We start from the raw sequence: 19536 nt of genomic DNA on the forward strand, positions 1-19536 counted from the left end.
CGAGGATCCGGCGCGGACCGGACCCCGTTCACCGCAACGCGGCGTACGGGGCCCGGCGGGTTCTCGTGCTGCCGTGCCCGTGCAGCGATCAGCGCTTGCCGCGGCGGCCGTTGCCGCCACCGCCACCGCCGCCGCTCCGGCCACCGCCGCCGAGCAGCCCCGCGCGGCGCAGCGCGTCCGCCATCTCGCTGTTCTCCGGCTGCGCCTCACGGCGCCGGCCGCCGCTACCGCCGCCGCGCTGCCGGCCGCCGCCCGCGCCCTGGCCGCCACCGCCCTGGCCACCGCCGCGCTGCCGCGGCGGGCCCTGCCGGTCGCGCTCGCGCCCGCCGCCCCGGCCGCCGCCGCCCGCCGGCTTGCCCGGCTCGTCGTCCAGCCGCAGCGTCAGCGAGATCCGCTTCCGCGGCACGTCCACGTCCAGCACCTTCACCTTCACGATGTCGCCGGGCTTGGCGACTTCGCGCGGGTCCTTCACGAACGTCTTCGACATCGCCGACACGTGCACCAGCCCGTCCTGGTGTACGCCCACGTCCACGAACGCCCCGAACGCGGCCACGTTCGTCACCACGCCCTCCAGCACCATCCCCTGCTGCAGGTCGCCGATCTTCTCCACGCCCTCCTTGAACACCGCGGTCCGGAACGCCGGCCGCGGGTCGCGCCCCGGCTTCTCCAGCTCCTTGAGGATGTCCGTCACCGTCGGCAGCCCGAACCGCTCGTCGGTGAAGTCCTGCGGATTGAGCGACCGCAGCGTCCGCGTGTCGCCGATCAGCGCCGCCACCTCCGCGCCGCCCGCCTTCACCATCCGCCGCACCACCGGGTACGCCTCGGGGTGCACGCCGGAGGCGTCCAGCGGGTCCTCGCCGCCGCGGATGCGCAGGAAGCCCGCGCACTGCTCGAACGCCTTCGGCCCCAGCCGCGGCACGTCCTTCAGCGCCGCGCGGCTGCGGAAAGGACCGTGGGAGTCGCGGTGCGCCACGATGTTCTCCGCGAGCCCCGCGCCGATGCCGGAGACGCGGGCCAGCAGCGGCGCCGAGGCGGTGTTGAGGTCGACGCCCACGCCGTTGACGCAGTCCTCCACGACCGTGTCCAGGGAGCGCGACAGCTTCGCCTCCGACAGATCGTGCTGGTACTGGCCGACGCCGATCGACTTCGGGTCGATCTTCACCAGCTCGGCCAGCGGGTCCTGCAGCCGCCGCGCGATGGACACCGCGCCGCGCAGCGACACGTCAAGCTCGGGCAGCTCCTGCGAGGCGAACGCCGACGCCGAGTACACCGACGCCCCGGCCTCCGAGACCATCACCTTCGTCAGCTTCAGCTCGGGCTGTGCGGCGATCAGGTCGGCGGCCAGCTTGTCGGTCTCCCGCGAGGCCGTGCCGTTGCCGATCGCGACCAGCTCCACCTCGTGCACCCGCGCCAGTTCGGCAAGGACGGCAAGCGCCTCGTCCCACTTGCGGGCCGGCGCGTGCGGGTAGACCGTCGCGGTGGCGGCGACCTTGCCGGTGGCGTCGACGACGGCGACCTTCACGCCCGTACGCAGCCCGGGGTCCAGGCCCAGCGTGGGGCGGGTCCCCGCCGGGGCGGCCAGCAGCAGGTCCCGCAGGTTGGCGGCGAAGACGTCCACCGCCTGGTCCTCCGCGGCCGTGCGCAGCCGCAGCCGCAGGTCGATGCCGAGGTGCACCAGGATGCGCGTGCGCCACGCCCAGCGGACCGTCTCGGCGAGCCAGGGGTCGGCGGGCCGGCCCCGGTTCTCCACGCCGAACCGGGCCGCGATGGCGCGCTCGTACGCCGACGGGCCCTCCTGCTCCGCCTCGCCGGGCGCGTCCGGCTCCAGGGCGAGGTCGAGGACCTCCTCCTTCTCGCCGCGGAAGAGGGCGAGGATGCGGTGCGACGGCAGGTCGGTCAGCGGCTCGGCGAAGTCGAAGTAGTCCGAGAACTTCGCGCCCGCCTCCTCCTTGCCCTCGCGCACCTTGGCGGCCGCGCGGCCGTGCGTCCACATCCGCTCGCGCAGCTCGCCGATCAGGTCGGCGTCCTCGCCGAACCGCTCGGTGAGGATGGCCCGCGCGCCCTCCAGGGCCGCGGCCGGGTCGGCCACGCCCTTGTCCGCGTCCACGAACGCGGTGGCCGCCGCGAGCGGCGCCACCGAGGGGTCGGCCAGCAGCCCGTCGGCCAGCGGCTCCAGACCGGCCTCGCGGGCGATCTGCGCCTTGGTGCGCCGCTTCGGCTTGTACGGCAGATAGACGTCCTCCAGCCGGGCCTTGGAGTCGGCGGCGCGGATCTGCGCCTCCAGCTCCTCGGTCAGCTTGCCCTGCCCGCGCACGGACTCCAGGATCGCCGCCCGCCGCTCCTCCAGCTCCCGCAGATACCGCAGCCGCTCCTCGGCGGTGCGCAACTGGGCGTCGTCGAGCATCTCCGTCGCCTCTTTGCGGTAGCGGGCGATGAACGGCACCGTGGCGCCGTCGTCGAGCAGCCGCACCGCCGCCGTGATCTGCCGCTCGCGTACGCCGAGCTCCTCGGCGATCCTGGCCTCAATCGATACCGACGCCGTCACGTCCGCCCCGCTTTCTGTCATCTGTGGCGGAGTGCATTGTGGCAGGTCCGACTGACAGCCGGGCGCCCGGCGCGACCTGCCCCGGTCGCCCGGCGGGTCGGAACAGGGCCGGATGGGCGCCGGACCGTGGCGAAGACGCGTCCCGGGCCCCCGGCCGACGTGCGGTCAGACGGTGCGGCGGCGGGCCCTGCGGCCGCCCCGGGAGGCAGCGCTGAAGAGGCGGGCGGCCAGTCGGAAGGGGAGCGTCACGATGGCGGCAATGGCGCCGCCGACCATGCGCAGGGCGTCGGCGATGGCTCGCATGGCTGTTCACCTCGCTACTCGGTCGAGAACTGCGGGTAGCCGTCGCAGCGTTGCGCAAACACCGGCCGCCTCCCGCCGCTCCGCGGCCCGTCCGCACCTCAGCCCTTGCCGAAGATGTCCTTCGGCATCGCGCCCGCGGCCAGCGCGGCGGTGGTGTAGCCGGTGGCCAGCTCGGTGAGCCGCGCCACACCCGCGGCGCCCAGCCGGGTGTACGGGCCGAGGTCCACCCGGTCCGTCTCGTCCTCCAGCTCCTTGCGCAGCGCCGTGCCCGCCTCGGTCAGCTCGCCGTCCGCCGCCAGCAGCCCGCGGGCCCGCAGCCGGTCCTGCGCCGCGGCCCACTCCTCGGCCTCCCAGCCGCGCGAGTACCGGGCGAACTCCGGGGTGAAGCCGAATCCGGTGGCGGTGTGGGTCACCTGGGACTCCAGCCCGTCGAGCCCCGCGTGGGCGAGCACCGCGTCGTGGCTGTCGCCGCGGTGCTCGCGCAGTTGGGTGGCGGCGTGCCAGAGGGCCAGGTGCGGGGCGTCCGGCACCGGCAGTTCCGCCTCCGCCGCGTAGAGCGGCCGCCCGGCGCGCCCGCCGCCCGCCGCCGCGCGCTGCGCCAGCTCCGCGGCCTCGGCCAGCTCGGGCGAGGCGATCGTCTCCTCGCCCAGCAGCCGCCGCAGCACCGCGTCGGCGACCCGCAGCCGGGCCGCCAGCACGGTGGCCGGGTCCGCGGTCGTCCAGGCGGCGGGCAGGTGCTGCGCGGCCAGCCGGTGGCTGTAGTTGTAGAAGACGGCGGCGACCACGCCGGGTCCGACGGGGCCCATGGCGGCGGACCGGGCGGTGAAGTACGCGGCGTGCCAGCCGTCGATGCCGATGCCGGCGAACTCCTCGGTGAACTCCGGCGCGAAGTAGATCGCCGAGTGCAGCGGGTTGAGGACCTGTTGGCAGCGGCGGCCGGCGCGCGGCGGGAGTGACGTCATGCCGCCAGGCTACTGAGCGGACGCTTAGCGCGAGAAGGGGGGCGCGACCTCCCGTTCGTACGCCCGGGGGCCGCGCGGCCGTCAGACGGACCAGGTGAAGCGCGGCTCGCGGCGCTCCAGAAAGGCGGCGACGCCCTCCGCGGTGTCGCCCGCCGCGCGCGCCTGCCGGGCCCAGTGCGCGATACGCGCCGCGTCCGCCCCGGCGTCGCCGGCCGCGCCGCCGTCCCCGTACACCGCGGCCGTGTCGGCGAAGTCCTTCGCCGCCGCCTGGGTGAGCTGCGAGCGCGCCGCGAGCACCGCGGTGAACTCCGACACCCGCGCGCCGAGTTCCGCCGCGGGCAGCACCTCGTCCGCGAGGCCGGTGCGCAGCGCCCGCGCGGCGCCGATCAACTCGGCGGAGAACAGCAGGTACTTCGCCGTCGCCGGGCCCACCAGACGCACCAGCCGGCGCGTCGCACCGGCCGGGTAGATGATCCCCAGCTTCGCCGGGGTGACCCCGAACAGCGCGTCCTCGGCGGCGAACCGCAGGTCGCAAGCCGCCGCGAGCTGGCAGCCGCCGCCCACGCAGTGCCCGCGTACGGCCGCGAGCGTCGGCTTGGGGAAGGCGGCGAGCGCCTCCTCCGCGGCCTCGGCGAGGCCCTGCGTGCCCTCGCTGCCGGCCCGCAGCGAGCCGATGTCGGCGCCCGCGCAGAACGTGCCGCCGGCGCCGGTGAGCACGACCGCGCGCACCGCCCGGTCCGCCGCCAGCCCCGCCAGCACCCCGGGCAGCGCGCGCCACATGTCCGGCGTCATCGCGTTGCGCTTGGCCGGGTTGCTGATGACCACCGTCGCCACGCCGCCGTCGACGCCGCACCGCAGCTCGCCTTCGCTCATGACCGGCAGCCTCTCACGGCCGGCCGCGCACCCGGGACCGGACGCGGGCGCGTCCCGGGTGCGTCCCGCCTACAGCGGCTCGATGTCGCTCAACTCCTCGTCCAGCAGCAGCCAGCGCGTGATCCCGATGTCGCGCAGGAACCGCACGTCGTGGCTGGCGACCACGAGCGCCCCCTCGTACGACTCCAGCGCCTTCACCAACTGCCGCACGCTTGCCATGTCCAGGTTGTTCGTCGGCTCGTCCAGCATCAGCAACTGCGGCGCGGGATCCGCCAGCATCAGCGCCGCCAGCGTGGCGCGGAACCGCTCCCCGCCGGACAGCGTGCCGACGATCTGGTCCGCCCGGCCCTGCCGGAAGAGGAAGCGGGCCAGCCGCGAGCGGATCTCCTGGTTGGTCGCCGCGGGCGCCAGCAGGGCCACGTTCTCGACGATGCTCAGCGCGTCGTCCAGCACGTCGAGCCGCTGGGGCAGGTAGCGCAGCGGTACGTGCACCGACGCCGAGCCCGCCACCGGTGCGAGCTGACCGGCGATCGTGCGCAGCAGCGTGGACTTGCCCGCGCCGTTGCGCCCGGTCAGCGCGATCCGCTCCGGGCCGCGCACCTGCAGCGCCGAGACCCGCGCGCCGTAGCGCAGCTCCAGCTCGCGCAGCATGAGCACGTCCCGGCCCGCGGGCACGGCGGTGTACGACAGGTCGACGCGGATCTCGTCGTCGTCCCGTACCGCCGCCTCCGCCTCGTCGAGCCGCTCCTTGGCGTCCCGCAGCCGCTCCTCGTGCATGATGCGGTGCTTGCCCGCGGAGACCTGGGCCTCCCGCTTGCGCAGGTTCATGACGATCTTCGGCTCGCGCTTGTTCGCGAACTGCTTGTCGGCGTACCGCTTGCGCTTGCTCAGCTTCTCGTGCGCGTCGGCAAGCTCGCGCTTCTGCCGCCGCAGGTCCGCCTCCGCGGAGCGCACCGTGCGCTCGGCGGCCTCCTGCTCGACGGCCAGCGCCTCCTCGTACGCCGTGAAGTTGCCGCCGTACCAGGTGACCTCCCCGTCCCGCAGGTCGGCGACCTGGTCGACGCGGTCGAGCAGCTCGCGGTCGTGGCTGACGATCACCATCACGCCCGGCCACGACTCCACGGCCGCGTACAGCCGGCGGCGGGCCTTCAGGTCGAGGTTGTTCGTCGGCTCGTCCAGCAGCAGCACGTCCGGCCGCCGCATCAGCAGCGCCGCCAGCCGCAGCAGCACCGACTCGCCGCCGGAGACCTCGCCGATGGTGCGGTCGAGGCCGACGTGCGCCAGGCCGAGCTGGTCGAGGGTGGCGCGGGCGCGCTCCTCGACGTCCCAGTCGTCGCCGACGGCCGTGAAGTGCTCCTCGGCGACGTCACCGGACTCGATGGCGTGCAGGGCACGCCGCACCCCGTCGATGCCCAGCACCTCGTCGACCCGCGCGGCGGTGTCCAGGACGAGGTTCTGCGGCAGATAGCCGACCGTGCCGGCGGCCTTGACCGTGCCGGCGGCGGGGGCCAGCTCCCCGGCCATCAGCCGCAGCAGCGTGGACTTGCCCGTGCCGTTGCGGCCGATCAGCCCGGTGCGGCCGGGGCCGACCGCGAGGTCGAAGTCCTCGAAGACGGTGGTGCCGTCGGGCCAGCTGAAGGCCAGCCCGGCGCAGATGACGGAGGCCGCGGCGCGCGGCGTGGAGGGAAATGACATGGCGTCTCCCGGTGAGCTCGTAGGGGTGCGACGGGGCGGCGTCGGCACCGGACGGCGACCTGGGAGAGCCGGGTGGAACGGGGGCGGGGCTGGGTGCCCTGCAGGAGAGGAAGGTGGCTCGAGCCATGAGGTCGCACGTGCCGCACACGGGAAATGCCGCGGGCACGGTGCCGTAGAGACCTCAGACGAGCAACACCTTCTCCAATCGTCGACTGCAGGGCACTGCGAAGGTACGACTCTTCAACGGGAATCGGCAACCGATTATTTCGATCTCAACGCAGGCCGGTCATTGCGCAGCCGGTCGGAAGGTGACGAAAGCCAGTCAACTTCTGCTCGATGGGGGGGTGGGCTCCGGTGATTGCCAACACTCGGAGGGTGAGTGGTGGCGAAAGCAGGTGCCGGCGGTGAGCGACGGCGGCAGTCTGAGACCCGAGCCCGGCCAGGTGGTCCCGGCGGCGTACGAGGGCACCTGGAAGTTCGACGCCCCGGCGCTCGACTCCTCCGTGCCCCAGTCCCGGCACGCCGTACGCGACCTCCTCGTCCGGCGGCGCGTCCCCATCGGCGACGACCTGCTGCAGGGCGTGCTGCTGATCGTCTCGGAGCTGGTGACGAACGCGGTCCGGCACGCCGGCGTGCTCTCCCCGGAGATCGGCGTCGAGCTGTCGGTCGGCGCCGGCTGGGTCCGCGTCGCCGTCCGTGACCAGCACCCGTACCGCCCGAAGGCCCTGCAGGCGGACGACGAGGAGACGGGCGGCCGGGGACTGCTGCTGGTCAAGGCGATCACGAAAGAGGCGGGCGGTGCCTGCGACGTGCAGCACACCGTCGACGGCGGGAAGGTGATCTGGGCCTCCCTCCCGCTCGCCGGCGTCACCAGCCCGAGGACGGCCCCGTCAGCTCCCGGATGGCCGGCCTGGCCGCGTCGAGCACCGTCATGAACCACGCCGAGAACGGGTTCTCGGCGTGCCGCTTGGCCAGCTCGTCCGGCGTGACGAAGGCGACCGCGCCGACCTCGTCGGCGGCCGGCCGCGGCTCGGCCCGCAGCAGCCCGGCGAAGAGGTGGTTGTACTCGTGCTCCACCAGCCCCGAGGCGGGGTCCGGGTGGTGGTAGGTGACCGTCCCCGCCTCGGCGAGCAGCGCGGGCGAGACGCCCAGCTCCTCGAAGGTGCGGCGGGCCGCGGCGGCGAGCGGCGACTCGCCGGGGTAGGGGTGGCCGCAGCAGGTGTTGGACCACACGCCGGGGGAGTGGTATTTGCCGAGCGCGCGCTGCTGGATCAGCATCCGGCCGCCGGTGTCGAAGAGGAACACGGAGAACGCCCGGTGCAGCCGGCCCGGCGCCTGGTGCGCGGAGAGCTTCTCTGCGGTGCCGATCGTGGCGCCGTTCTCGTCGACGAGCTCCAGCATGATCTCTTCGGTGGTAGCGGCCGGCATGACCATCCTTTGCGTCCGATCTACGGCGTCCGGGGCACGGGCGTCCCGGCCTCCGCGACGGGCGGAGACGGTGGGACACCTCATTCAGTCTGCCTTACCGGTGACGGCTCAATGACAGAGATTTGCCTCATGCTCCGCGTGTCCGACCGGCTCGATCTGGAACGTGCAGTGGGCGACATCGAAGTGATCGCCGAGGCACCCCTGCAGATCGTGCAGCAACCTCTCCTGACCCACCGCCTGCAGCACGTTCTCCTTGACCACCACATGGGCCGATATCACCGGCATCCCCGAGGTGATCGTCCACACGTGCAGATCGTGCAGCTCCACCACGCCCGGCAGCGCCAGGATGTGCGTCCGTACCTCGGAGACGTCCACGTCCTTCGGCGCCGCCTCCAGCAGCACGTCCAGCGCCTCGCGCAGCAGCCGGAACGTCCGCGGGATGATCATCGAGCCGATGGCGAGCGAGGCGACCGGGTCCGCGTACTGCCAGCCGGTGGTGACGATGACCAGCGCCGAGATGATCACCGCGACCGAGCCCAGCGCGTCCGCCAGCACCTCCAGGAAGGCGCCGCGCACGTTCAGGCTCTCCTGCCGGCCGCGCATCAGCAGGGCCAGCGAGATCAGGTTGACCACCAGGCCCGCGGCACCGAAGGCGAAGGTCAGCCCGCCCTCGATCTCCGGCGGGTCCATGAAGCGCGTGACCGCCTGGTAGAGGATGTAGCCGCCGACGCCGAAGAGCAGCAGACAGTTGGCCAGCGCCGCCAGGATCTCGGCCCGCGCGAAGCCGAAGGTGCGCCGCTCGCTCGTCGGCCGGTTCGCGAAGTGGATCGCCAGCAGCGCCATGGAGAGCCCGACCACGTCGGTCGCCATGTGCCCGGCGTCCGCGACGAGCGCCAGCGAGCCGGTGATCACCCCACCGGCCACCTGCAGCCCCAGCACCGACAGGGTGAGGATCAGGGCGATGCGCAGCCGGCCGAGGTGGGCGGCGGAGGCCGTGCCGCCGGACGGTCCGTGGGAGTGGTCGTGCCCTGCACCCATGCCGCGTGCCCTCCGGTTCCCAGGCGGTCGCGGACAGGCCCTCGTGCCTGCCCGACGATCTCAGTGAACTACGGGCAGGGGGTATTCGCCAAACCTTGACATGAAGTCGGTTTTCATCGTCTGACCTGCGGAAACGCTACTGCGGGCGTCTCGGCAGGTCAGCCGCGCCGCGCCTCCGGATGGCTGTGCAGCCAGCCCGCCCAGGCGGACTCGACCATGGCGCGCACGTCCAGCCGCGGCAGCCAGCCCAGCTCCTTGGCCGCCAGGTCGTACGACGCGACCACCCGGGCCGGGTCCCCGGGGCGGCGGGGGAGGGCCTCGGGGGCGTGCTCGCGCCGCCCCGTGACCTCGGCCACGACGTCGGCCAGCTCCCGGACCGACACGCCGGTGCCGCTGCCGAGGTTCACCGTCAGGTCGCCGGAGACCGCCGGGGCGGCGACGCGGCGGGCCGCTGCCAGGTGGGCGTCGGCGAGGTCGACGACGTGCACGTAGTCACGGATGCAGGTGCCGTCGGGGGTGGGGTAGTCGTCGCCGAAGATCCGCATCGGCTGGTGCGCGGTCAGCCGCTCGAAGAACATCGGGACCACGTTGAACACCCCGGTGTCCGCCAGCTCGGGAGTGGCGGACCCGGCGACGTTGAAGTAGCGCAGGCAGGCGGTGGCCAGCCCGTGCGCGCGCGCGGTGGCCCGCAGCAGCCACTCGCCGGCGAGCTTGGTCTCGCCGTACGGGTTGATCGGCAGGCAGGGGGTGTCCTCGGTGACGAGGTCGACGTCGGGCATGCCGTAGACGGCGGCCGAGGAGGAGAGGACGAAGCGGCGGACGCCCGCGGCCACCACCGCCTCCAGCAGCACCCCCAGGCCGTGCACGTTCTCCCGGTAGTACGAGAGCGGCTGCTCCACCGACTCGCCGACCTGCTTCTTCGCCGCCAGGTGCAGCACGCCGGTGACGTCGTACTCGGCGATCGTGCGGTCGAGCAGCAGCCGGTCCAGGAACGTACCGCGCACCAGCGGTACGTCCGCGGGCAGCCGGGCCGGATTGCCGGTGGACACGTCGTCCAGCACGACGACCCGCTCCCCGGCACCCACCATGGTCCGCACGACATGCGCGCCGATATAACCGGCCCCGCCGGTGATCAACCACGTCATGCCGGAACACTACCGCCCCGGTTTGGAGCACGGGTGCGAGCTGCGAAATGATGATCGCCACCCGGTCGAGGCGAACGGGCGGTGAACCCGTGGTTCCACGGATCCGCTAACCTCTGCCGACAGCCGCCCGGCCGGACGGGGGAGGGGCGGTCCCGCCTGCCGCCCCGCTTGCCAAGGAGTGAGTTCGTCTGCGGACCGCAATCCTGATCGGCCCGCCCGTCCACGGGTCCCCCCTGGAGAGCGACCTGAGGTCGCTGGGCTACGACGACGTGCGTACCGCCGCGGACGTGGCCGACGCCGCCACCGTCCTCGCGCTGCTGCCCGAGGACGGCCGGGTCGCGCTCATCGACAGCCGCTTCGTCGGCCACCGGCACAGCCTGCGCCTCACCCTCGCCGACCCCCGCTTCCCGGGCGCGGCCGTGCCCGGGGTGGTCGCGGTGCGGACGCCCGCGGCCCGCAGCGCGCTCGCCCGCGCGGTGATGCGCAGCCACTCCCTGGACGGCGTCGCCGAGCAGACCGCCGCGCAGCTCGCGGAGGCCGACGGGCCGCTGGCCCGGCCGGAGCTGGGAGTGCTGGTGGCGGCCGTACCCGAAGACGCCCTCGCGCGGGCGAAGGCCACGGACGCCGTCGCCGCCGTGGACGAGGAGAAGGCCCGGCTGCGCGCCGCGGTCAAGAGCCGCGACGGGTTCTTCACCACCTTCTTCATCAGCCCCTACTCGCGCTACCTCGCCCGCTGGTGCGCCAACCGCGGCCTCACCCCGAACCAGGTCACCACCGCCTCCCTGGCCACCGCCGTGCTCGCGGCCGGCTGCGCGGCCACCGGCACCCGCGGCGGCTTCGTCGCCGCCGGCGTGCTGCTCATGCTCTCCTTCGTGCTGGACTGCACCGACGGCCAGCTCGCCCGCTACTCGCTGCAGTACTCCACGCTGGGCGCCTGGCTCGACGCCACCTTCGACCGCGCCAAGGAGTACGCCTACTTCGCGGGCCTCGCCATCGGCGCCGCCAACGCCGACGGCGACGACGTGTGGGCCCTCGCGCTCGGCGCCATGGTGCTGCAGACCTGCCGGCACGTCGTGGACTTCGCCTTCAACGAGTCCATCGCCGGCACCGCCGCCGCGGCGGCCAACACCAGCCCCACCGCGGCGCTCTCCGAACGGCTCGACCGGCTCGGCTGGACGGTGTGGCTGCGCCGCATGGTGGTGCTGCCGATCGGCGAGCGCTGGGCGCTGATCGCCGTGCTCACCGCCGTCACCACCCCGCGCGTCGTCTTCGTCGTCCTGCTGATCGGCATGGGGCTCGCCGCCTCCTACACCACCGCGGGCCGGGTGCTGCGCTCCCTCAAGCGCCGCGTCCCGCGCACCGAGCAGGCCCTCAGGGCGCTGGACGAGCTGACCGACACCGGCCCGCTCGCCGAAGCCGCCGCCCACCCCCTGCGCGCCCCCGTGCGCTCCCTGCCGTCGTACGCCGCGCCCGCCCTCGCCGTCGCCGGCGGCGTGCTCCTCGTGGCGCTGGCGCTCTTCACCCCGTACGGCACCTGGTGGCCCCTGATAGGCGCCGCCGGCTACGTCCTGACCTCGGCACTCGCCGTCGCCCGGCCGCTCGCGGGCCCGCTGGACTGGCTCGTGCCGCCGGTCTTCCGGGCCGCCGAGTACGGCCTCGTCCTCGCGCTCGCGGCCCGCTCCGAGGTGAACGGAGCGCTTCCTGCGGCTTTCGGACTGGTGGCCGCGGTCGCCTACCATCACTACGACACCGTGTACCGCATCCGCGGCGGCACGGGTGCGCCCCCGCGCCTGCTGGTGCGGGCGATCGGCGGGCACGAGGGACGTGCGCTGGCGGTCACGCTGGCGGCAGCCCTGCTGACCGGCACGCGCTTCACGTTCGCGCTCGCGGCCATCGCCGTGGCCGTGGCGCTGGTGGTGCTCACCGAGAGCATCCGCTTCTGGGTCTCCTCCGGAGCCCCCGCTGTACACGACGAAACAGGAGAACCCGCATGATCGGCCTCGTGCTGGCGGCCGGCGCCGGAAGGCGTCTGCGCCCCTACACCGACACCCTGCCGAAGGCCCTGGTGCCTGTGGACGGCGAGACCACCGTCCTCGACCTCACCCTCGGCAACTTCGCCGAGATCGGGCTCACCGAGGCGGCGATCATCGTCGGCTACCGCAAGGAGGCCGTGTACGAGCGCAAGGAGGCTCTGGAGCGCACGTACGGGCTGAAGCTCACGCTGATCGACAACGACAAGGCAGAGGAGTGGAACAACGCCTACTCCCTCTGGTGCGGCCGGGATTCGGTCCGGCACGACGTGATCCTCGCCAACGGCGACACCGTCCACCCCGTCTCCGTCGAGAAGACGCTGCTCGCCGCCCGCGGCGGCGGCAAGCAGATCATCCTCGCCCTCGACACGGTCAAGAAGCTCGCCGACGAGGAGATGAAGGTCGTCGCCGACGAGAAGGGCGTCCGGAAGATCACCAAGCTGATGGACCCGGCCGAGGCCACCGGCGAGTACATCGGCGTCACCCTCATCGAGGGCGGCGCGGCCGACGAGCTGGCCGACGCGCTGAAGACCACCTTCGAGCGCGACCCCGACCTCTACTACGAGGACGGCTACCAGGAGCTGGTCAACCGCGGCTTCAGGATCGACGTCGAGCCCATCGGCGACGTCGCCTGGGTCGAGATCGACAACCACGACGACCTCGCCAAGGGCAGGGAGATCGCGTGCCGGTACTGACCCGCCTGATCCCGTCGCCGCTGACGGTCGACATCCGGGCCGGGGCGCTGGACGACCTCGCTGACCTCCTCTCCGACCAGCGGGTCGCGCCGTCGGGCCGGCTTGCCTTCGCCATCAGCCCGCGCTCCGGGCAGGCGCTGCGCGACCGCTTCGCGCCGGCGCTGCCCGGCGCCGACTGGTTCGCCGACGCCGACGGCACCATCGACGGCGCCGTGCGGCTCGCCGAGTCCATCAAGCGCACCGGCCGCTACGACGCCGTCGTCGGCCTCGGCGGCGGCAAGGTCATCGACTCCGCGAAGTACGCCGCCGCGCGCGTCGGCCTGCCGATGGTCGCCGTGGCCACCAACCTCGCCAACGACGGCCTCTGCTCGCCGGTCTCGACGCTCGACAACGACGCCGGGCGCGGCTCGTACGGCGTGCCGAACCCCATCGCGATCGTCATCGACCTCGACGTCATCCGCGAGGCCCCGGCGCGCTTCGTCCGGGCAGGCATCGGCGACGTGACGTGCAAGCTTTCCGCCGTCGCCGACTGGGAGCTGTCCCACCGCGAGACCGGCGAGCCCATCGACGGGCTGGCCGCCGCGATGGCCCGCAGCGCCGGCGACTCGGTGCTGCGCCACCCCGGCGGGATCGGCGACGACGACTTCCTCGTCATCCTCGCCGAGGCGCTGGTGCTCTGCGGCATCGCGATGTCCGTCGCCGGCGACAGCCGGCCGGCCTCCGGCGCCTGCCATGAGATCAGCCACGCCTTCGACCTGCTCTACCCGAAGCGCTGCGCGCTCCACGGCGAGCAGTGCGGCATCGGCGGGACCTTCGCCACGTTCCTGCGCGGCGACCGGGAGACGGCGCTGCTGATGGCGCAGGTGCTGCGCAGGCACGGGCTGCCGGTGCTGGCCGACGACATCGGCTTCGCGGACGACGAGTTCGTGAAGGCCATCGAGTTCGCGCCGCAGACCCGGCCCGGCCGGTACACGATCCTCGAACACCTCGACCTGTCCACCGACGAGATCAGAGACGCCTACGCCGACTATGCCAAAGCCATCGGTAGCTGAGCTACGGCCCGTGGTCCACCCCCCGGGGGTGAAGGACCGGCGCAGCGGGGAGCACTGGGCCGGCCGCCTGTACATGCGCGAGATCTCGCTGCGCGTCGACCGGCACCTGGTGAACACCCGGGTCACGCCCAACCAACTGACGTACGTCATGACCCTCGCCGGCGTCCTCGCCGCCCCGGCGCTGCTGGTCCCCGGGATCACCGGGGCCCTGCTGGGCGTGCTGATGGTCCAGTTGTACCTGCTGCTCGACTGCGTCGACGGGGAGGTCGCCCGCTGGAAGCAGCAGTTCTCCATCGGCGGCGTGTACCTCGACCGGGTCGGCGCGTACCTCTGCGACGCCGCGGTGCTGGTGGGCTTCGGCCTGCGCGCCGCCGACCCGTGGGGCGAGGGCTCCGCCGACTGGCTCTGGGCCTTCCTCGGCACCCTCGCCGCACTGGGTGCCGTGCTGATCAAGGCGGAGACCGACCTCGTCGGCGTCGCCCGCCACCAGCAGGGCCTGCCGCCGGTCAAGGAGTCCGCGGCCGAGCCGCGCTCGTCGGGAGTCGCCGTGGCCCGCAAGGCGGCGTCGGCGCTGAAGTTCCACCGGCTGATCCTGGGGATCGAGGCGTCGCTCCTCATCCTCCTGCTGGCGATCCTCGACCTGATCAAGGGGGACCTTTACTTCTCCCGGCTCGGTGTCGCCGTACTCGCCGCGATAGCCATGCTCCAGACCCTCCTTCACCTGGTCAGCATTCTGGCCTCCAGTAGGTTGCGGTGAGCCGAATGACATATGAACACCAGCCCCGGCAGACGGAGGCCACGCGTCCGGAGGACGTCAGGGTCGGCGCCGTCGTGATCACGATGGGCCAGCGCCCCGAGGAGCTGCGCGCGCTGCTGGAGTCGGTCGCCAAGCAGGACGGCGCGCCGGTCGAGGTGGTCGTCGTCGCCCAGGGCGTGACCGTGCCGAACATCCCGCAGGGCGTACGGGTCGTGGAGCTGCCCGAGAACCTGGGCATCCCCGGCGGGCGCAACGTCGGCATCGAGGCGTTCGGCGAGGGCGGCCGCGATGTCGACGTCTTGCTCTTTCTCGACGACGACGGTCTTCTGCCACAACAGGACACGGCCCGGCTGGTGCGCGAGGCGTTCGCCGCCGACCCGCGCCTGGGCATCGTCAGCTTCCGCATCGCCGACCCCGAGACCGGGGTCACCCAGCGCCGGCACGTGCCCCGGTTGCGCGCCTCCGACCCGATGCGCTCCTCGCGCGTCACCACCTTCCTCGGCGGCGCCAACGCGGTGCGCACGGAGGTGTTCCAGGAGGTCGGCGGGCTGCCGGACGACTTCTTCTACGCCCACGAGGAGACCGACCTCGCCTGGCGGGCGCTGGACGCGGGCTGGCACATCGACTACCGCGCCGACATGGTGCTGCACCACCCGACGATGCCGCCCAGCAGGCATGCCACGTACCACCACAACGTGGCCCGCAACCGCGTCTGGCTGGCCCGCCGGAACCTGCCCGCGCCGCTGGTCCCGGTCTATCTGGGTGTCTGGTTCCTGCTCACAGTGGCACGCAGCCCCTCCCCGGCTGTGCTGAAATCATGGCTCGTAGGCTTCCGAGAGGGCTGGCGCGCGCCGTGCGGGCCGCGCAAGCCCATGAAGTGGCGTACGGTGTGGCGGCTGACCCGGCTGGGACGACCGCCCGTGATCTGACAAGCTCGTACCGTTGAGTGTCTGAGGACGAAAGTTACCGACTGTGAGCGAAACGGCAGTGGGCGCTCCGCCCAAGCGCCATCCCGATGACGGGCTGACCCCGGCCGAGTTGGCCGCCAAGTACGGCCTCACGGTGAGCGGCGCCCGACCCGGACTGCCCGAGTACGTGCGGCAGCTCTGGGCGCGCCGCCACTTCATCCTGACCTTCTCGCGGGCCAAGCTCACCGCGCAGTACAGCCGGGCGAAGCTGGGCCAGGTCTGGCAGGTGCTGACCCCGCTGCTGAACGCGACGGTCTTCTTCTTCATCTTCGGCGTGCTGCTCGGCGGCCGCGCCGGGATGAGCAACGACGTCTACATCCCGTTCCTGGTCACGGGGGTGTTCGTCTGGACGTTCACCCAGCAGTCCGTGATGTCGGGCGTCCGGTCGATCTCGGGGAACCTGGGCCTGGTGCGGGCGCTGCACTTCCCGCGGGCCGCGCTGCCGATCTCGTTCTCGCTGCAGCAACTGCAGCAACTGCTCTACTCCATGACGGTGCTGGCCGTCATCCTGGTCGCCTTCGGCTGGTACCCGACGTGGACGTGGCTGCTGATCGTGCCGATCCTGGCGCTCCAGTACGTCTTCAACACCGGCCTGGCGATGGTCGTGGCCCGGCTGGGCAGCGACACGCCGGACCTCGCGCAGCTCATGCCGTTCATCCTGCGCGCCTGGATGTACGGCTCGGGCGTGATGTTCCCGCTGCAGTACATGATGACGGTGCGGGCGGACGCGCCGCAGTGGGCCGCCGACCTCGTCGCGATGAACCCGGCCGCTGTATACATGGACCTCATGCGCTACGCCCTCATGGGGGACTTCCCGAAGGCCTACCTGCCGCCGAACGTCTGGCTGCTGGCGGCGGGCTGGGCCGTGGTGATCGGCGCGTTCGGTTTCGTGTTCTTCTGGAAGGCTGAGGAGCGATATGGCCGTGGCTGAACATCCGACGAGCCGCGCCGAGACCGACACGCCCGCCGACCAGCGGGTGCCGACGGTCATCGCGGACGACGTGCACATCGTGTACCGGGTGCAGGGCGGCTCCCGTGGCAAGGGCAGCGGCGCCGCCGCGCTGAACCGCATCCTGCGCCGGGAAAAGGGCGACAGGGTGCGCGAGGTGCACGCGGTGCGCGGCGTGAGCTTCACGGCGTACCGCGGCCAGGCCATCGGCCTGATCGGCTCCAACGGCTCCGGCAAGTCGACGCTGCTGAAGGCCATCGCCGGCGTGCTGCCCACGCACAGCGGCAAGGTGTACACGAACGGCCAGCCCTCGCTCCTCGGCGTCAACGCGGCCCTGATGAACGACCTCACGGGCGAGCGGAACGTGATGCTCGGCGGGCTGGCGATGGGAATGACCCGCGAGCAGATCCGCGAGCGGTACCAGAGCATCGTCGACTTCTCCGGCATAAACGAGAAGGGCGACTTCATCACCCTGCCCATGCGGACGTACTCGTCCGGCATGGCGGCGCGGCTGCGGTTCTCCATCGCCGCGGCCAAGGACCACGAGGTGCTGATGATCGACGAGGCGCTGGCCACCGGCGACTTGAGGTTCCGCAAGCGCTCCGAGGCGCGGCTGCGCGAGCTGCGCAAGGAGGCCGGCACGGTGTTCCTGGTCAGCCACACCAACAAGTCCATCCGTGACACCTGCGACCGGGTGCTGTGGCTGGAGAAGGGCGAGTTGGTGATGGACGGGCCGACGGACGACGTGCTGAAGGAGTACCAGGAGTTTTCCAAGCGGTAGCCGCGCGTACGCGCAAAAGGGCCCCGCCGCGTGTCGCGGCGGGGCCCTTGCCGTACGTCCTCGGTGCTCACACCCCGGCCGGGGCGCGCTCCGACTCCCGCTCGGGCGCGGCGGGCCCTGGCCCGGCCTCGCTCAGGCCCACCCGGCCGTGCACCCGGCGGAGCCAGCGCGGCGCGTACCAGGCGTGCCTGCCCAGCAGCCGCATCGCGGCCGGCACCAGCACGCCGCGTACCGCGATCGCGTCGATGAGGATGGCGAGCCCGCTGCCCAGGCCGAACATCTGGATGAAGCTGACCTCACCGGTGCCGAAGGCGAAGAAGCTCACGGCCAGCAGGCCGGCGGCCATGGTCACGATCCGGCCGGTGCGGGCGAGCCCGCTCGTCACCGCCGTGGCCGGGTCCGCGCCCGCGTCGTGCAGCTCCTTGATCCGGCTGGTGAGGAAGACCTCGTAGTCCATCGACAGACCGAAGGCGATGCAGAACATCAGGACGGTCATCGCCGTGTCCATCGGCTGCGGCGTGAAGCCGAGCATCCCGCTGAGATGGCCGTCCTGGAAGATCCACACCATCACGCCCATGGCCGCGGCCAGGCTGACGGCGTTGAGGACGACCGCCCGCAGCGGCTGGACGACGCTGCCGGTGAAGAGGAACAGCAGCACGAACGTCGTGATCAGGACCATTCCCACGGCCAGCGGCAGCCGGCTGCCGATGCTGTCCTTGGCGTCGACCAGCTCCGCGTCGGTGCCGCCGACCAGGGTCTCCACCCCGCCGGGCGCGGGCACCGCGCGGACCTCCTCGACCAGGTGCTGGGCCGCGCCCGACTTGGGCGCGGGCTCTACGGAGACGGTGAGCCGCTGTGCTTCGGGCCGGCCGAGCGCCTCGGCCGCGGGGCCCGCGGGGCCGGCCGCGCCGTCGGCGTACGTGCCGTTGCTCGCGGCGACCCGGGCGACGCCGTCCAGCCGGGACAGCTCGGTGGCGTACGCGGTGAGGTCGGGCCCGGCGACGGCGCCGGTGGTCACCACGTCGATGGCGGTGCTGTCGTCGACGGCGAAGTCCTCGCGCAGCGCGGTGGCCACCTGCCGGCCCTGCGCGCTCTCCGGCAGCACCCGCTCGTCCGGGGTGCCGTAGCTGACGCCCAGCAGCGGGGAGGCGGCCAGCAGCAGCACGCCGAGGACCGGCAGCGCGGTGAGCGCGGGGCGGCGCATGACGGCGCCGGCGATCCGCCCCCACAGCGGCGCGTCGGTGCGCCGCATGGCCCGGGCGCCCGGGATCCGGCCGCGGTTGACGCGGTGGCCGAGGACGGCGAGCAGCGCGGGGATGATCACCAGCGCGCTGATCGCGGAGATGGCCACGACGCCGATGCCCGCGTAGGCGAAGGACCGCAGGAAGTACTGCGGGAAGACCAGCAGCGCGGCGAGCGCGGCGACGATCGTCGCGGAGGAGAACGCGATCGTACGGCCGGCGGTCGCCACCGTACGCCGGATGGCCGCAGGCACCTCGTCGCCCGCGGCCAACTGCTCGCGGAACCGGCTGACCAGCAGCAGCCCGTAGTCGATGCCGAGGCCGAGCCCCAGCGCGATGGTGAGGTTGACGGAGAACACCGAGACGTCGGTGAGGCTGCCCAGCACCCACAGCTCGGCGAAGGTGCCGAAGATGGCGACCAGCCCGATCGCGAGCGGCAGCAGCGCCGCGATGACGCTGCCGAAGGCGAGGACCAGCAGCACGAGGGTGAGGGGTACGGCGATCGCCTCGGCCAGCGCCAGGTCGGCGGCGACCTGCATGGAGACGTCGTTGCTCACCGCCGCGCCGCCGCCGGCCCTGACGGTGACGCCGTCGCTGGTGCCGGCGTACTCGTCGGTCAGCGTCTTGGCGTGGTCGGCCTCCTTCTCGTCGCCGCCGGCGACATGCGCGAGGACGAGCGCCTGGCTCCCGTCCTGCGACGTCAGTCCTTCGCCGCCGCGGTCCCAGTAGGACATGACGCTGGTGACGGTGGACTCCGCCCGCAGCCCCTCGGTCACCTCAAGACCGCGCTCGCGGGCCGCGTCCCCGCCGAGCCCCCCGGACTCGGCGGAGACGAGCAGGACCAGGTTCGTATCGCCCCCGAATCTGTCGTCGATCACCTCCTGCGCCTTGCTCGACGGCGACCCCGGATCGCTGAAGCCGCCGGCGCTGAGCTTGCCGAAGGCCCCGAAGCCGAGCGCCGCCATGGCGACGACCGCGACGACGGCGAGCGCGAGCACGAGCCGGGTCCTGCGCAGTACGAGCTCCGCAATGCGTGTCAGCACGGTGCTCCCCTTCCCATGTTTATAGCGTTAA

The 19536-nt window shown here is 72.8% G+C and carries 17 protein-coding genes; 8 read left to right on the top strand and 9 right to left on the bottom strand.

Going from position 1 to position 19536, the window contains the following annotated elements:
* Positions 1 to 88: 88 nt before the first annotated feature.
* The 5 genes from OG946_RS34255 to OG946_RS34275 form a co-directional block, all read right to left on the bottom strand.
* Entirely contained in the window at positions 89 to 2566 is a 2478-nt protein-coding gene (locus tag OG946_RS34255; RefSeq protein ID WP_326799822.1) for a Tex family protein, read from the bottom strand.
* A 144-nt stretch (positions 2567 to 2710) separates the two neighbouring features.
* Positions 2711 to 2848 carry an LPFR motif small protein gene (locus OG946_RS34260; RefSeq protein ID WP_326799823.1) on the bottom strand — a complete coding sequence of 46 codons (138 nt, stop codon included), beginning with the start codon at positions 2846 to 2848 and terminating at the stop codon, positions 2711 to 2713.
* Positions 2849 to 2946: 98 nt separating this feature from the next.
* Positions 2947 to 3810 carry an SCO6745 family protein gene (locus OG946_RS34265; RefSeq protein WP_326799824.1) on the bottom strand — a complete coding sequence of 288 codons (864 nt, stop codon included), beginning with the start codon at positions 3808 to 3810 and terminating at the stop codon, positions 2947 to 2949.
* Between the two features lie 81 nt (positions 3811 to 3891).
* Complete coding sequence (locus OG946_RS34270; protein ID WP_326799825.1) at positions 3892 to 4683, bottom strand: enoyl-CoA hydratase/isomerase family protein; 792 nt, start codon at positions 4681 to 4683, stop codon at positions 3892 to 3894.
* A gap of 69 nt (positions 4684 to 4752) precedes the next feature.
* On the bottom strand, positions 4753 to 6378 hold the full coding sequence (locus OG946_RS34275) for an ABC-F family ATP-binding cassette domain-containing protein (protein WP_326799826.1): 1626 nt from the start codon (positions 6376 to 6378) through the stop codon (positions 4753 to 4755).
* Positions 6379 to 6782: 404 nt separating this feature from the next.
* Between OG946_RS34275 and OG946_RS34280 the strand changes: the two genes are divergently transcribed.
* The gene (locus OG946_RS34280; protein WP_326799827.1) at positions 6783 to 7313 is read left to right on the top strand and encodes an ATP-binding protein; all 531 of its coding nucleotides are present in this window, start codon (positions 6783 to 6785) and stop codon (positions 7311 to 7313) included.
* On the opposite strand, the gene idi is transcribed toward OG946_RS34280, so the two are convergent.
* From idi to galE, 3 genes are all read right to left on the bottom strand, one after another.
* A complete protein-coding gene (gene idi / locus OG946_RS34285) occupies positions 7246 to 7806 on the bottom strand; it encodes an isopentenyl-diphosphate Delta-isomerase (protein ID WP_326799828.1) in 561 nt (186 codons plus the stop codon). The genes OG946_RS34280 and idi overlap by 68 nt on opposite strands.
* 108 nt (positions 7807 to 7914) lie before the next feature.
* Complete coding sequence (locus OG946_RS34290; RefSeq protein ID WP_326799829.1) at positions 7915 to 8844, bottom strand: cation diffusion facilitator family transporter; 930 nt, start codon at positions 8842 to 8844, stop codon at positions 7915 to 7917.
* Between the two features lie 158 nt (positions 8845 to 9002).
* Positions 9003 to 9989, bottom strand: a complete 987-nt coding sequence (gene galE / locus OG946_RS34295) for a UDP-glucose 4-epimerase GalE (RefSeq protein WP_326799830.1) — start codon at positions 9987 to 9989, stop codon at positions 9003 to 9005.
* Positions 9990 to 10177: 188 nt separating this feature from the next.
* Here galE and OG946_RS34300 point away from each other — a divergent pair, with 188 nt between their 5' ends.
* Genes OG946_RS34300 through OG946_RS34330 form a run of 7 tightly spaced genes read left to right on the top strand, consistent with a single transcriptional unit; the run spans position 10178 to position 17221 of the window.
* Positions 10178 to 11983: a DUF5941 domain-containing protein gene (locus tag OG946_RS34300; protein ID WP_326800458.1), complete on the top strand. Its 1806-nt coding sequence runs from the start codon at positions 10178 to 10180 to the stop codon at positions 11981 to 11983.
* Positions 11980 to 12714, top strand: coding sequence for a phosphocholine cytidylyltransferase family protein (locus OG946_RS34305; RefSeq protein ID WP_326799831.1), 735 nt, complete (start codon positions 11980 to 11982; stop codon positions 12712 to 12714). Before OG946_RS34300 ends, OG946_RS34305 begins: the two co-directional genes overlap by 4 nt.
* Complete coding sequence (locus tag OG946_RS34310) at positions 12702 to 13766, top strand: iron-containing alcohol dehydrogenase family protein (RefSeq protein WP_326799832.1); 1065 nt, start codon at positions 12702 to 12704, stop codon at positions 13764 to 13766. Before OG946_RS34305 ends, OG946_RS34310 begins: the two co-directional genes overlap by 13 nt.
* Positions 13744 to 14523: a CDP-alcohol phosphatidyltransferase family protein gene (locus OG946_RS34315; RefSeq protein ID WP_326799833.1), complete on the top strand. Its 780-nt coding sequence runs from the start codon at positions 13744 to 13746 to the stop codon at positions 14521 to 14523. The genes OG946_RS34310 and OG946_RS34315 overlap by 23 nt, the downstream gene beginning before the upstream one ends.
* 5 nt (positions 14524 to 14528) lie before the next feature.
* A complete protein-coding gene (locus tag OG946_RS34320; RefSeq protein ID WP_326799834.1) occupies positions 14529 to 15452 on the top strand; it encodes a glycosyltransferase family 2 protein in 924 nt (307 codons plus the stop codon).
* A gap of 43 nt (positions 15453 to 15495) precedes the next feature.
* The gene (locus tag OG946_RS34325) at positions 15496 to 16422 is read left to right on the top strand and encodes an ABC transporter permease (RefSeq protein ID WP_442814568.1); all 927 of its coding nucleotides are present in this window, start codon (positions 15496 to 15498) and stop codon (positions 16420 to 16422) included.
* Positions 16409 to 17221 carry an ABC transporter ATP-binding protein gene (locus OG946_RS34330; protein WP_326799835.1) on the top strand — a complete coding sequence of 271 codons (813 nt, stop codon included), beginning with the start codon at positions 16409 to 16411 and terminating at the stop codon, positions 17219 to 17221. Before OG946_RS34325 ends, OG946_RS34330 begins: the two co-directional genes overlap by 14 nt.
* 67 nt (positions 17222 to 17288) lie before the next feature.
* Here OG946_RS34330 and OG946_RS34335 read toward each other — a convergent pair whose 3' ends face one another.
* Positions 17289 to 19505: an MMPL family transporter gene (locus OG946_RS34335; RefSeq protein ID WP_326799836.1), complete on the bottom strand. Its 2217-nt coding sequence runs from the start codon at positions 19503 to 19505 to the stop codon at positions 17289 to 17291.
* Positions 19506 to 19536: the final 31 nt, after the last annotated feature.

This window comes from Streptomyces sp. NBC_01808, from assembly GCF_035917395.1.
Classification (GTDB): Bacteria; Actinomycetota; Actinomycetes; order Streptomycetales; family Streptomycetaceae; genus Streptomyces.

Bases quoted from the DNA above. Each gene is read 5' to 3' on its own strand.
- OG946_RS34255 (WP_326799822.1), bottom strand. From the start codon at position 2,566: ATGACAGAAAGCGGGGCGGACGTGACGGCGTCGGTATCGATTGAGGCC.
- OG946_RS34260 (WP_326799823.1), bottom strand. From the start codon at position 2,848: ATGCGAGCCATCGCCGACGCCCTGCGCATGGTCGGCGGCGCCATTGCC.
- OG946_RS34265 (WP_326799824.1), bottom strand. From the start codon at position 3,810: ATGACGTCACTCCCGCCGCGCGCCGGCCGCCGCTGCCAACAGGTCCTC.
- OG946_RS34270 (WP_326799825.1), bottom strand. From the start codon at position 4,683: ATGAGCGAAGGCGAGCTGCGGTGCGGCGTCGACGGCGGCGTGGCGACG.
- OG946_RS34275 (WP_326799826.1), bottom strand. From the start codon at position 6,378: ATGTCATTTCCCTCCACGCCGCGCGCCGCGGCCTCCGTCATCTGCGCC.
- idi (WP_326799828.1), bottom strand. From the start codon at position 7,806: ATGCCGGCCGCTACCACCGAAGAGATCATGCTGGAGCTCGTCGACGAG.
- OG946_RS34290 (WP_326799829.1), bottom strand. From the start codon at position 8,844: ATGGGTGCAGGGCACGACCACTCCCACGGACCGTCCGGCGGCACGGCC.
- galE (WP_326799830.1), bottom strand. From the start codon at position 9,989: ATGACGTGGTTGATCACCGGCGGGGCCGGTTATATCGGCGCGCATGTC.
- OG946_RS34305 (WP_326799831.1), top strand. From the start codon at position 11,980: ATGATCGGCCTCGTGCTGGCGGCCGGCGCCGGAAGGCGTCTGCGCCCC.
- OG946_RS34315 (WP_326799833.1), top strand. From the start codon at position 13,744: ATGCCAAAGCCATCGGTAGCTGAGCTACGGCCCGTGGTCCACCCCCCG.
- OG946_RS34320 (WP_326799834.1), top strand. From the start codon at position 14,529: ATGACATATGAACACCAGCCCCGGCAGACGGAGGCCACGCGTCCGGAG.
- OG946_RS34330 (WP_326799835.1), top strand. From the start codon at position 16,409: ATGGCCGTGGCTGAACATCCGACGAGCCGCGCCGAGACCGACACGCCC.